The organism is Streptomyces sp. AC512_CC834 (genome assembly GCF_019049325.1).
In the GTDB taxonomy this organism is placed as follows: Bacteria; Actinomycetota; Actinomycetes; order Streptomycetales; family Streptomycetaceae; genus Streptomyces.
Genome location: NZ_JAGMUO010000055.1, coordinates 48,893 through 61,865, shown reverse-complemented (window position 1 = coordinate 61,865; position 12,973 = coordinate 48,893). Strand labels below are relative to the sequence as shown.

Here is a 12,973-nt window from a genome sequence, read left to right as displayed (position 1 = left end):
ACGGGGCGGAAGGCCAGAAGGGGCAGAAGGTCAGAAGGGGTACCAGCGCACCGTAGGGTCCTCGTCCCGCAGTGACGCCACCCTGCGCTCGAACTCGGCCAGTGCCTTCGGGTTGCTCGGCGCGTGCTGGGCCACCCATGCGCAACTGGCGGTCTCCCGGGCACCGCGCAGCACCTCACACCCGTCCCACTCACGCACGTCCCAGCCGTAGGTCGCGGTGAAGGCGTCGTAGGCCTCGGCGGGCAGCCCGTAGCGGTCCCGGCTGAGCGCCATCACCACGAGGTCGTGCTCGCGCAGGTCGGCGGAGAAGGTCTCCAGGTCGATCAGGACCGGCCCGTCGGCACCGACGTGCACATTGCGGGGCAGCGCGTCCCCGTGGATCGGCCCCGGCGTCAGGCGCGGGACGAGTGCGGCGGCGGCCGACGCGAAGCCGTCCCTGCGCCCGCGCAGATACGCGGCGTCCGCCGGGTCGATCACGTCGCCCGCGAGCCGCAGCCAGCGTTCCACACCGCCCAGCAGTTCGCGGGACGGCAGCTCGAAGGAGGAGGGGAGGGGGAGTTCGTGGACGAACCGGAGCAGCGCGGCCACGTCCCGCGGCTCGGTGGGCCGCACCGGGTCGGGCAGCCGCCGCCACACGGTCACCGGGTGCCCGTCGACGAACAGCGCCGTCGGGTCGGCCGCCCGCACCGCCGGCACACCGGCCTCCTCCAGCCACACCGCGACGGCCAGCTCCCGGCGGGCCCGCTCGAGGAGTTCGGCGTCGCGGCCCACCTTGACCGCCATGTCACCGGCGGCGAACACCGCGTTCTCGCCGAGGGCCAGCAGCCGCGCCTCCCGTGCCGCACCGGGCAGCACCTCCGCCGCGGCCAGCACCTCCCGCGCCCGTGCCTCGTCCATCGTCCCGTGCCTCCGTGTCCTTCGGGTTCCCGCCATCCGTCCGCCAGTGTCGCATTCGTACTGGTGGGAGCGTGTGCGCGGGCTCTTGACGGGGCACGGCGCCTTCACGACCATGACCAGGCCCGTTCGAGCCGTGCAAAGGGGCTGATTACGTGACATTGGTGACCGATTCGAGGAGACCGGCGCGCCGTGCGCCCGGCCCGGACCGCCCACGGGGCGGACCGGATCACGGCGCCTGGTTCCTGGTGCTGCCCGCGCTGATCCCCATCCTGGTCCTCAGCGTCGGGCCGCTGCTCTACGGCATCATGCTGGCGTTCACCGACGCCCAGTCCGGCCGCACGGAGCCCACCCAGTGGATCGGCACCCTGAACTTCCAGGACCTGCTGCACGACACGCTGTTCTGGGAGTCCTTCCGGATCGGCCTGCTGTGGGCCGTCGGCGTGACGGTGCCGCAGTTCCTGCTCGCGCTCGGTCTCGCCCTGCTGCTCAACCAGAACCTGCGGCTGCGCTGGCTGGCCCGGGCCCTCGCGATCATCCCCTGGGCCATGCCCGAGGTCGTCGTCGGCATCATGTGGCGGCTGGTCTACAACCCGGACGCCGGCATCCTCAACGAGACCCTGCGCGACCTCGGCCTCGGCGACGGCCACGACTGGCTCAGCGGCCTCGGCACCGCCCTGCCCGCCGTCATCGTCGTCGGAGTCTGGGCGGGGATGCCGCAGACGACGGTCGCCCTGCTCGCGGGACTCCAGAACACCCCGCGCGAGCTGCACGAGGCCGCCGCGGTCGACGGCGCGGGAGCCTGGCGCCGCTTCCGCACGGTCACCTGGCCCGCCCTGAGACCGGTCGCCCTCGCCATCACCGCGCTCAACGTCATCTGGAACTTCAACTCCTTCGCCCTGGTCTACGTGCTGACCAACGGAGGACCCGGCGGCCGCACCCGGCTGCCCATGCTCTTCGCCTACGAAGAGGCCTTCCGGTACGGGCAGTTCGGCTACGCGGCGGCGATGGGCTGCGTCATGGTCGCCGTGATCTCCGTTCTGCTGGCCGTCTTCCTGGTCGGCCGGCTCAGGGGCGAGTCCAAGGGAGGTGGCGAGCGTTGAGAACCTCGACCGGGGCCCGCGTGGGCCAGTACGCCGCGCTGCTCGCGTACCTCGTCTTCCTGGCGTTCCCGTTCCTCTGGCTGATCTCCATCGCGTTCAAGCCACCGCGCGAGCTGGCGAGCCTGCACCCCACCTGGATCCCGAAGCACCCCACCCTCGACAACTTCCGGCAGGCCTTCGACGAACAGCCGCTGCTGCACGCAGCGTTCAACTCCCTGCTCGCCGCGCTCGGCGCCGCCGTGATCGCCGTGCTGATCGCCACGCCGATGGCGTATGTCATGGCCCGCCGCCGCGGCCGGCTCAGCAGGGCGGCCACCGGATGGGTCGTGGTCAGCCAGGCCTTCCCCTTCGTCCTGCTGATCATCCCGCTCTTCCTGGTCCTGAAGAACCTCCGGTTGATCAACTCCGTTCCCGGCCTTGTGATGGTGTACGTCGTGTGGTCGCTGCCGTTCGCGCTGTGGATGCTCGCCGGGTATGTCCGCGCCGTACCGGCCGAGCTGGAGGAGGCGGCGGCGGTCGACGGCGCCGGGCGGCTGCGGACCCTGGTGTCGGTGACCGCGCCGCTGCTCGCGCCGGGGATCGTGGCGACGGCCCTGTTCGCGTTCATCACCGCGTGGAACGAGTTCTTCTTCGCGCTGGTGCTGCTGAAGACACCGGAGAAACAGACCCTGCCCGTGATTCTCACCCACTTCATCGGCGCCGAGGGCGTCGCCGACCTCGGCCCGCTCGCCGCGGCGGCCTTCCTGGCGACCCTGCCCTCACTGGTCGTCTTCGCGCTCATCCAGCGACGCATCACGGGCGGCATGCTCACCGGGGCGGTGAAGAGCTGATGCGCACGAGAACCGTGACCCTGCTCCTCGCCCTCGCCCTGCTCCTCGCGGGCTGCACCCAGGGCGGCGGCGGCGCCGACGACGGCCGGATCACCCTGCGCTTCCAGTCCCTGGCCTGGCAGGACGAGTCGGTCAAGGTCAACAAAGAGCTGGTGCGGGAGTGGAACGCCACCCACCCGGACGTGCGCGTCGAGTACGTCCAGGGGAGCTGGGACAGCGTCCACGACCAACTGCTCACCTCCTTCGAGGGCGGCGAGGCGCCCGACATCATCCACGACGCCTCCGATGACCTCGCGGACTTCGCCTACGGCGGCTACCTCGCCGACCTGACCGACCTGCTGCCCGCGCGGCTGAAGTCGGACATCCCACAGCGCGCCTGGGAGACGGTCACCTTCGACGACGGCGTCTACGGCGTGCCCTTCCTCCAGGAACCGCGGGTACTGATCGCCAACGCGACCCTGCTGAAGAAGTCGGGCGTCCGGATTCCCACGCCGGAACACCCCTGGACCTGGCCGGAGTTCCGGCAGGTGACGAAGAAGCTGAGCGGCGACGGGACGTACGGGGTGGCCTGGCCGCTCAAGGAGCCCGTGTCCGCCACGCTCAACCTGTCCCTGTCCACCGGCGGACAGCTCTTCCACCGCGGCGCGGACGGCAAGGTCACCGTCCGCTTCGAGGAGGGCGACCAGGTCGTGCCCCGCACCATCCACGATCAGGTCGACACCGACCACAGCGCCTCTCCCACCACGCTCGGCAGTGGCGGCTCCGACACCCTGCCCGGCTTCTTCGCGGGCAAGTACGCGATGGTGCCGCTCGGGTTCTCCTACCGCCAGCAGATCGAGCAGCAGGCCCCCGAGGGCTTCGACTGGCAGGTGCTGCCCGCCCCGGCGGGCAGCGACGGGCTCACTCAGGGGGTCAGCCCGCAGACCCTGTCGATCGCCGAGGACAGCCCGCACAAGAAGGAGGCCGCCGCGTTCGTCGACTTCCTCCTCCAGCCGGACAACATGGTGCGCCTCGCACTGGGCGACTGGATGCTGCCGACCGGCAAGGAGGCCCTCAAGGACCCCGCCCTGCACACCTCCGAACGGGGCTGGGCCACCGGCACCGCCCTCGCGAGCCACCTGCGCTCGGCGCCCGCGCAGTCAGTGCGCGGCTATGCCGAGTGGAAGGACAAGGTGGCGACGCCCGCGCTCCAGGAGTATTACAGCGGGGCGATCGGCATGGACGAACTGCGCCACAGACTTCAGGAGGACGGAAACCTCGTACTCGCCCGGTACCAGCGCTGACGGGCCGGGCCGCCCCGTCCGCCCGTCCGCCCGAAAACCCGTTGCCCGTCCGGCACGCGGCCGCCTAACGTGCCGTTCGTGGCAGCTTTCAACGCGGTCTTCAACTCCGGTCTCGGCCGGGGCTGCACGTACTCCATCAGGATGCGTCGTGGCCCCGGAGCCCTGACCGGCCCGGGGTCCCCCCGCCGCTGACACACGTCTCACACGTGCGGCGGGGCTGAGCCTCCGCGTACCCATTTTCGCCTTCGTCTTCCGGTCAGGGCCTTCGGCTGCCCTTTTCCGCCCCTTTCACGGAAGACAAAGGATCGCAGGCCATGGCCCGCTCCACTTCGCGTGCGCGCACGCTCTCGCAGAACTTCCTCGCCGACCGCTCCACCGCCGAACACGTCGCCCGGCTCGCCGCCCCCGACAGCCGGCACCCTCCCCTCCTGCTCGAAGTGGGCGCCGGAAACGGCGCCCTCACCGAGCCGCTCGCCCGCCGCAGCCGCGAGCTGCACGCCTACGAGATCGACGCCCGGCTCGTCCCCGGGCTCCGCGCCCGTTTCGCGCGCTTCCCCCACGTCCACGTCGTCGCCGGTGACTTCCTCACCGCGCGGCCCCCGCGCGCACCGTTCTCGGTCGCCGGGAACGTGCCCTTCTCCCGGACGGCGGACATCGTCGACTGGTGCCTGACCGCACCCGGCCTCACCGACGCCACCCTCCTCACCCAGCTCGAGTACGCCCGCAAACGCACCGGCGACTACGGCCGCTGGACCCTGCTCACCGTCCTGACCTGGCCGCGTCACGAGTGGCGGCTGGCGGGCCGGGTGGGCCGGTACCGCTTCCGGCCGGCGCCGCGCGTCGACGCCGGCATCCTCCGCCTCGAACGCCGCGACACCCCGCTGCTCACCGGCGCCGCCGCCCGCCGCGGCTGGGCGGACCTGGTCGAGCTGGGCTTCTCGGGCGTCGGCGGCTCACTGCACGCGTCCCTGCGCCGCGCCCACCCCCGGCGCCGGGTGGACGCGGCGTTCCGGGCCGCGCGGCTCGACCCCGGCGTACTCGTCGGCGAGGTGGCCCCCGGCCGGTGGCTGCGCCTGCACGAGGAGCTGGCGGTATGAAGCGAAGGGAGCCGCACGAAATGAAGCAAAACGAGTCGCACGAGATGAACCGAAAGGAGCCGCACGAGATGAACCGAAACCAGTTGCACGAGACGTATCGTCTCGCGTACGGTCGGCGCATGACCAGTCCCGCTCACATCGCCATGTTCTCCATCGCCGCCTACGGCCACGTGAACCCCAGCCTCGAGGTGATCCGCGAGCTCGTCGCGCGAGGACACCGGGTGACGTACGCGATCCCGCCGCTCCTCGCGGAGAAGGTCGCCGGGACGGGCGCCGAACCCAAGCTCTGGAACAGCACCCTGCCAGGCCCCGACGCCGACCCGGAGGCGTGGGGAAGCACCCTGCTGGACAACGTCGAGCCCTTCCTCGACGACGCGATCCAGTCGCTCCCGCAGCTCACCGAGGCCTACGAGGGCGACAGGCCGGACCTCGTCCTGCACGACATCGCCTCCTACCCCGCCCGCGTCCTCGGCCGCCGTTGGGACGTGCCCGTGGTCTCCCTGTCGCCCTGCATGGTGGCCTGGGAGGGGTACGAGCAGGAGGTCGGCGAGCCGATGTGGGAGGAGCCCCTGAAGACCGAGCGCGGCCAGGCGTACTACGCCCGCTTCCACGCCTGGCTGGAGGAGAACGGGATCACCGACCACCCCGACCCGTTCGTCGGCCGCCCCGACCGCTCCCTCGTGCTGATCCCCAGGGCGCTCCAGCCCAACGCCGACCGGGTCGACGAGAAGGCGTACACGTTCGTCGGCGCCTGCCAGGGCGACCGCACCGCCGAGGGCGACTGGACCCGCCCCGCCGGCGCCGAGAAGGTCGCCCTCGTCTCCCTCGGGTCGGCCTTCACCAAGCAGCCGTCGTTCTACCGGGAGTGCGTCAAGGCCTTCGGCGAGCTGCCCGGCTGGCACACGGTGCTCCAGATCGGCCGGCACGTCGACCCCGCCGAGCTGGGCGACGTACCGGACAACGTGGAAGTACGCACATGGGTGCCGCAGTTGGCGATCCTCCAGCAGGCCGACCTGTTCGTCACCCACGCGGGTGCCGGCGGCAGCCAGGAGGGACTGGCGACCGCCACGCCGATGATCGCCGTACCGCAGGCCGCGGACCAGTTCGGCAACGCCGACATGCTCCAGGGACTCGGCGTCGCCCGCGTGCTCCCCACCGAGGACGCCACCGCCGAGGCGCTGCGCACCGCCGCCCTCGCGCTGGTCGCCGACCCGGAGGTCGCCGGGCGGCTGACGGAGATCCAGGGCCAGATGGCCGAGGAGGGCGGCACCCGGCGCGCGGCCGACCTCATCGAGGCGGAACTGGCGGCCGCGAGGGCCTGACCCGAGCGGCGACGCGGACGGGCCCGTCGGTTCCCCCGGAACCGACGGGCCCTCCCGCGTCGCGGGCCGCTCAGACCCCGACCCGCTCGCCTAGCTCCCCCTGCTCCCCGCGCTCGCCCTCGCCGCCACGCGCCGTCGGCGCGATCGCCTCGGCCGACTCGTCGTGGGTGAGGTCCGGCAGCCGGTGCAGCCACTTCGGCAGGTACCAGTTGCGCTCGCCGAGCAGGGACATCACGGCCGGCAGCAGCACGCCCCGGATGATCGTCGCGTCGATCAGCACCGCCGCCGCCAGGCCCACGCCCATCTGCTTCATGGACTGCATCGACAGCGTGCCGAAGATGGCGAACACCGCGACCATGATGACGGCCGCACTGGTGACGACCCCCGCCGTGGTGACCACGCCGTGCTGGATCGCCTCCTGAGTGCTCCGCCCGCGCAGCCGCGCCTCGCGGATCCGCGAGACCACGAACACGTGGTAGTCCATCGACAGACCGAACAGGATCACGAAGAGGAACAGCGGCAGCCAAGTGATGATGGCGCCCACCCCCTCCGCGCCCACCAGCGAGGCGCCCCAGCCGTGCTGGAAGACGGCGACCAGGATGCCGTACGCCGCGCCCACCGACAGCAGGTTGAGCACGATCGAGGTCAGCGCGATGGTCAGCGAACGGAACGACAGCAGCATCAGCAGGAAGGCGAAGACCACCACGAACACGATGACCGGCAGGACCGACCCGACCAACTGGTCGTTGAAGTCCTTCGAACCGGCGACCTGCCCGGTGATCGGGGCCTCGACGCCGTCGATCTCGCCCAGCGTCGCCGGCCGTACGTCGTCCCGCAGCTTGTCCAGGCTCTCGCCCGCCTTGTCCTGGTCGGAGCCGCCGACCAGCGGGACGTACACCAGCGCGATGTTCTGCTCGTCGTGCACCGTGATGTCGACCGGCCCGCGCGACGCCCCCGAACTGATCGCCCGGTCCTGGAAGTCGGCGAGTGCGGCCCGTACCTCGGGCGCGTTGATGTCGTCGGCCTTCACGACCACCTCGGCCGGGTCCGAACCGCCGGGGAACGCCTCGTTGACCCGGTTGTACGTCTGCACGATGGGCAGCGAGTCGCCGAACTCCTGGTCCAGCGTGAGGTTCTGCGTCTTCATACCGAGGGCGGGCGCGGCGACGGCCAGCAGCGCACCGACGGCCACCGCGGCGGCGAGCAGCGGCTTGGCGAGCACCCGTCGCAGGACGGCCGTCCAGAACCGGCTGCCCTCACCCGTGCCACCGCTCGGCTTCCGGCGGCGCAGGAACGGCACGCGGCCCTTCTCGACCCGTTCGCCCAGCAGGGACAGCAGCGCCGGCAGCACCGTCACCGAGCCGACCATCGCGACCGCGACCACCATCAGCGAGGCCAGGCCCATCGCCTCGAACTCGGCGATACCGGTGAACAGCATGCCCGCCATCGCCACGCACACCGTGACACCGGAGACGACGATCGCCCGGCCACTGGTCGCGGCGGCGATCTGGAGCGCCGTCCGCGCGTCCCGCCCGGCGGCGCGCTCCTCGCGCTCGCGGCGCAGATAGAACAGGCAGTAGTCGACGCCGACGGCCAGACCGACCAGCAGCATCACGGAGTTGGCGGTCTCGCTCATCGGCTGGACGTGGCTGACCAGGCCCACCAGACCCATGGTCGCGACGATCGCGGTGATCGCCAGTGCCACCGGGACCAGCGCCGCCACCAGCGCGCCGAAGGCGACGAGCAGGATGCCGAGGGCCACCGGCACCGCCGAGTACTCGGCCTTCTTGAAGTCGTCGCCGAACGCGTCGTCGAACGTCTTCATCATGCTGGCGCCGCCGATCTCCTCGATCCGCAGCGACCCGTGCTCCTTCTGCACGCCCTCGACGGCCTTCAGCACCGGCTCGACCCGCTCGCCCGCGGTGTCCGCCTCGCCGCGCATGTCGAACTGCACCAGCGCGCTGCGGCCGTCCTTCGAGATCGTCTTCGCGTCGTACGGCGAGGTCACGCCCGTGACCTTCCCGGTCCCCTCCACCGCGGTGACGACCGCGCCGACCGCGGCGCGGAACTCGGCGTCCGTGGCCTTCGGGCCCCCGTCCTTCGACTGGATCAGGACGCTCTCACTGGCCGGTTCGTCGATCCCGGCGTTCTCCACGATCCTGGCGGCGGTGTGCGTCTCGCCGCCCAACTGGTCGCTGTCCTTGACGTCGACCCGGCCGGCCGCCGACCCGAGCCCCATCGCCAGGACGACGAACAGCATCCAGATCCCGACGGCGGCCCATCGGTGCCGGGCACTCCAGCCGCCGGCCCGGGCGGCTATGCCCCGCACCCGTGTCTCTCGGTTCCGCATGACGGGCCTGCCCCCTCGTGAGCGGTGCCGGCCCCCTGCCGCCACCTCGCGTTTCGAAGGTATGGCCCGCATAAGGTCGTGGCGTCGTGCTCTCCGGTGACGTACGAGGGCGCCGGCTCATCCCTCCGTATCGCCGCGCTCACCGCTGAGGAGGACACCGGCCCCTTACATCTACCGGGATTTCCGGGGGCCTCGGATCAGGGGTGCGGTGCCGCGTCGGCGCTCATTTGAAAAGTTGTTGATTAAGTCACAGGCGCGTGAAGTGGTTGAACCCCGCACGTCGCATCGGCGAGAGTGGCGCGCACGTCCGCCCGCCGCGGACCCGGCCGTCGTGCCCACCCCCACGGGGCACGACGGTCTTCTCGTGCCGTCAGGCCCCGACCGCCACCGACACCGCCACCGGCATCCGCGCCGCGTCGTACCGCTCCAGCAGGACCCGCGCCACCTCCGGCGAGGGGCCCAGGACGTCCGCCAGCACGTCCGCCCCGGCCGCGCCCCGCGCGATACGGTCCGGCAGGAAGCCGGGCGCCAGGACGTACGGGGCGACGGCGACGCGCGCACAGCCCAGCGCCCGCAACCGCCGTACGGCGTCCTCGGTGCGCGGAAGGGATGCGGAGGCGAACGCAGGCCGCACGGCGCACCAACCGGTGTGCCGCCACTCCCGCGCGATATCAGCGATCACTGCGATCGCCTCCGGGTCGGAGGACCCCGCCGAGGCCAGTACGACCCCGGTCGAGGACTTGTCGGCGGGCGTGAGGCCCGCCTCGTACAGCCGCCGCTCCAGCGCCGACAGCAGCAGCGGCGAGGGGCCCAGCACCTCGGCCTGCCGGATCCGCAGGCGCGGCGGCGCGTCCGCGAGGACCGCCGGGATGTCCGACTTGGCGTGGAAGGCGCGGGTCAGCAGCAGCGGCAGCGCCACCACGTCCCGCACCCCCTCCGCGTCCAGGGACTCCAGCACGCCCTGCACCGAGGGGACGTTGAAGTCCAGGAAGCCGGTCTCCACCCGTACGTCCGGGCGCAGCGCCCGCACCCGGCGGACCAGGGCGTGCACGGTCGCGGCGTGCCGCGCGTCGCGGCTGCCGTGGGCGACGACCAGAAGGACGGGCCGGGCGGGACGGAGGGTGCGGACCGGACGGTGCATGCGGCGCCTCAGCTCTTCACCAGCAGGCCGCGGCTGCGCAGTACCCAGCGCTCCAGCGGGCTGAAGATGAGCAGGTCGATGGCGATGCCGACGGTGAGGATGAGCAGGATGGCCTCGAAGACCATGGCCATGTCGCTGGCGTTGCGGCCGTTCTCCAGCAATTGTCCGAGGCCGATGCCGAGGTCGGGGAAGGAGGCGATGATCTCGGCGGCCATGAGTGAGCGCCAGGAGAAGGCCCAGCCCTGTTTGAGGCCGGCGACGTAGCCGGGCAGTGCGGCGGGCAGCACGATGTGCCAGGTGCCCTTCAGCCCCGTGGCGCCGAGGGTGCGGCCGGCGCGGAGGAAGAGCGGGGAGACCTGGTCGACGCCGGAGACCAGGCCGTTGGCGATGGAGGGGACGGCGCCGAGGAGGATGACGGCGTACATCATCGTGTTGTTCAGGCCCAGCCAGATCACGGCGGGCGGTACCCAGGCGACCGAGGGCAGGGACTGGAGGCCGGACAGGATCGGGCCGATCGCCGCGCGGATGAACTTCACCCGTGCCACCAGCAGTCCCAGCGGGGTGCCGATCAGGAGGGCGAAGAAGAAGCCGAGCAGGCCGCGGGAGACGCTGGTCCAGATGTAGCCGAGCAGTTCGCCCTGGAGCCAGGCCTGGTGGACGACGTTCCACACGTCGGAGGGTGCGGGCAGCTTGGTCGGATCGTCCACGATCTTGAACGACACCAGTGCCTGCCACACGGCCAGCACCAGCAGTACGGCGACGGTGGGCGGCAGGATCTTCTCCACGAAGGTCTGCCGCAGCGGCGTGCGTCCCTGCTGCACCGACTCCAGCGCGTCCAGGCCCGCCTCCAGACCGGCGAGATCGCCGCCGTCCTTCGGGCCCGCGCCCTCGGCGGGACGCGTCGTGTCAGTGCTGGCCATGTCGGCGGATCTCCCCACGCAGTTCTTCGGTGATCTCGACGGACAGCTCCGCGACGGCGGTGTCCTCGATGCGGCGGGGCTGCGGGATGCCGACGGTCCACTGGCGTGCCACGCGTCCGGGCCGGGAGGACAGCAGCACCACGCGCTCGGCGAGGCGGACGGCCTCGCGGACGTTGTGGGTGACGAACAGGACGGACAGCCGTGTCTCGCGCCAGATGCGGGTCAGTTCGTCGTGCAGCACGTCGCGTGTGATGGCGTCGAGGGCCGCGAACGGCTCGTCCATCAGGAGCAGCCTGCTCTCCTGGGCCAGCGCGCGGGCCATCGCGACCCGCTGGCGCATTCCGCCGGACAGTTCGTGCACCCGCTTGCCGTGGGCGCCCTTCAGCCGGACGAGTTCGAGCAGTTCCTCGGCCTTGTCGCGGCGTTCCGACTTGGGTACGCCGCGCAGCCTGAGGGCGAGTTCGATGTTCTTGCCGGCGGTGAGCCAGGGGAAGAGGGCATGCTCCTGGAACATCAGGGCGGGGCGTCCGTCGGTGGTGATGGCGCCGGTGGTGGGTTTGTCGAGGCCGGCCACCAGATTGAGCAGGGTGGACTTGCCGCAGCCGGAGGCTCCCAGGAGGGTGACGAACTCGCCGGGTGCGACGTCGAGGCTGATGTCGTCCAGTACGAGCTGCTGCCCGGCGGGGCCCGCGAACGACTTCGAGACGTGCTCGATCCGGGCGGCGGGCGTGGCCGACTCGCTGCCGTCGGCGGCCTCGGCGATGGGGGGCGTGGTCGTGGGCGTGGTCGTGGTCATGGTCGTCACCTCCTGGGGACGGATGCGGGGCGGTTGCGGGGGACTGTCGCGGGGGCGGTTGCGGGTCTACTTCGTGCCGAGTCCGGCGTCGTCGACGGTGGGTTGGCCCTTGGCCTTGAGGACCTTGTTGAGCAGGGTGAGGTCGTAGATGCCGTCCAGGTTCGGCTTGTCCAGCAGGCCGGCCTTCACGGCGTGCTCGGCCTCGGCGTCGAGGGTGGCGGCCAGTGGGTCGTCGGTGACCTGGATCGATTTCCATGCCGGGTCGAGGATGTCGGCGGGCAGGGCCTTGCCGGTGTCCTTCTCCAGTTGCTTGTTGGCCGCGGCCTTGGCCTGGCCGGGGTTGGCCTTGATCCATTCGTTGGTGTCGACGGAGGCCTTGAGTACGGCCTCGACGGCCTTGGGGTGCTCCTTGAGGAACTTCTGCGACACGACGATGTTCGTGATCACGAACTTCTTGTCCGGCCACAGCGTCGACTCGTCGAGCAGTACCTTGCCGCCCTCGGCGACGAGCCTGGAGGCGGTCGGCTCGGGCACCCAGGCGCCGTCCAGGGAGCCGGCCTCGTAGGCGTCGGGGGTGACCTTGTTGTCGCTGCGTACGACCGTCACGTCGCCCTTGCCGCTCTGCGCGTCGACGTTCCAGCCCTGTTCGGCGATCCAGTTGAGGAAGGCGACGTCCTGGGTGTTGCCGAGCTGGGGGGTGGCGATGCGCTTGCCCTTGAGGTCGTCCAGGGTTTTGATCTTGTCGGGGTTGACCACGAGTTTCACGCCGCCGGAGGCGGAGCCGCCGATGATGCGCAGGTTCTTGCCGCCGGACTTGGTGTAGCCGTTGATCGAGGGGGAGGGGCCGATCCAGCCGATGTCGATGGAGCCGGAGTTCAGTGCCTCGATCTCGGAGGGGCCCGCGTTGAAGGCGGCGTACTTGGCCTCGGTGGCGCCCAGCTCCTTTTGGAAGAAGCCCTTCTGGTTGCCGACCAGCGCCGTGGCGTGGGTGATGTTGCCGAAGTAGCCGATCCGGACGGAGTCGAGACCGTCGATCTTCTCCGCACCCGCCGCGATCTTGACGGTGTCGTCGTCCTTGGCCTGGGAGCCGTACCCGCACCCGGCCAGGGCCAGGAGGGGGAGCGCGGCTATGACCGCCAGGGTGCGGCGCAGGGCGGTGGTGGCAGGCACGGGAGGTGTTCCTCTCGTTGGTCCGGCTCTCACGCCTGTCGGTTCGTCCGAGGTGTCAGGTCGTGGC

At 71.2% G+C, this 12,973-nt stretch carries 11 protein-coding genes; 5 read left to right on the top strand and 6 right to left on the bottom strand.

The window, feature by feature from the left end:
- Window positions 1–30: 30 nt before the first annotated feature.
- Window positions 31–897: a phosphotransferase enzyme family protein gene (locus KUM40_RS20525; RefSeq protein WP_217167472.1), complete on the bottom strand. Its 867-nt coding sequence runs from the start codon at window positions 895–897 to the stop codon at window positions 31–33.
- 152 nt (window positions 898–1,049) lie between these two features.
- Between KUM40_RS20525 and KUM40_RS20520 the strand changes: the two genes are divergently transcribed.
- From KUM40_RS20520 to KUM40_RS20500, 5 genes are all read left to right on the top strand, one after another.
- Window positions 1,050–1,997: a carbohydrate ABC transporter permease gene (locus KUM40_RS20520; RefSeq protein ID WP_217167471.1), complete on the top strand. Its 948-nt coding sequence runs from the start codon at window positions 1,050–1,052 to the stop codon at window positions 1,995–1,997.
- Entirely contained in the window at window positions 1,994–2,827 is an 834-nt protein-coding gene (locus tag KUM40_RS20515; protein WP_217167470.1) for a carbohydrate ABC transporter permease, read from the top strand. The genes KUM40_RS20520 and KUM40_RS20515 overlap by 4 nt, the downstream gene beginning before the upstream one ends.
- On the top strand, window positions 2,827–4,110 hold the full coding sequence (locus KUM40_RS20510) for an ABC transporter substrate-binding protein (RefSeq protein WP_217167469.1): 1,284 nt from the start codon (window positions 2,827–2,829) through the stop codon (window positions 4,108–4,110). Before KUM40_RS20515 ends, KUM40_RS20510 begins: the two co-directional genes overlap by 1 nt.
- 314 nt (window positions 4,111–4,424) lie before the next feature.
- Window positions 4,425–5,207 (top strand): 23S rRNA (adenine(2058)-N(6))-methyltransferase Erm(O), encoded by a 783-nt coding sequence (gene erm(O) / locus KUM40_RS20505; RefSeq protein ID WP_217167468.1) that lies wholly within the window; start codon window positions 4,425–4,427, stop codon window positions 5,205–5,207.
- Window positions 5,208–5,275: 68 nt separating this feature from the next.
- Window positions 5,276–6,529 carry a glycosyltransferase gene (locus KUM40_RS20500; RefSeq protein ID WP_217167510.1) on the top strand — a complete coding sequence of 418 codons (1,254 nt, stop codon included), beginning with the start codon at window positions 5,276–5,278 and terminating at the stop codon, window positions 6,527–6,529.
- A 70-nt stretch (window positions 6,530–6,599) separates the two neighbouring features.
- On the opposite strand, the gene KUM40_RS20495 is transcribed toward KUM40_RS20500, so the two are convergent.
- The 5 genes from KUM40_RS20495 to KUM40_RS20475 form a co-directional block, all read right to left on the bottom strand.
- Entirely contained in the window at window positions 6,600–8,879 is a 2,280-nt protein-coding gene (locus KUM40_RS20495; protein WP_217167467.1) for an MMPL family transporter, read from the bottom strand.
- Window positions 8,880–9,249: 370 nt separating this feature from the next.
- On the bottom strand, window positions 9,250–10,020 hold the full coding sequence (locus KUM40_RS20490; RefSeq protein WP_217167466.1) for a sirohydrochlorin chelatase: 771 nt from the start codon (window positions 10,018–10,020) through the stop codon (window positions 9,250–9,252).
- Between the two features lie 8 nt (window positions 10,021–10,028).
- Window positions 10,029–10,940 carry an ABC transporter permease gene (locus KUM40_RS20485; RefSeq protein ID WP_217167465.1) on the bottom strand — a complete coding sequence of 304 codons (912 nt, stop codon included), beginning with the start codon at window positions 10,938–10,940 and terminating at the stop codon, window positions 10,029–10,031.
- A complete protein-coding gene (locus KUM40_RS20480; protein ID WP_217167464.1) occupies window positions 10,927–11,736 on the bottom strand; it encodes an ABC transporter ATP-binding protein in 810 nt (269 codons plus the stop codon). Before KUM40_RS20480 ends, KUM40_RS20485 begins: the two co-directional genes overlap by 14 nt.
- A 66-nt stretch (window positions 11,737–11,802) precedes the next feature.
- Window positions 11,803–12,906, bottom strand: a complete 1,104-nt coding sequence (locus KUM40_RS20475; RefSeq protein ID WP_217167463.1) for an aliphatic sulfonate ABC transporter substrate-binding protein — start codon at window positions 12,904–12,906, stop codon at window positions 11,803–11,805.
- Between the last annotated feature and the right edge of the window lie 67 nt (window positions 12,907–12,973).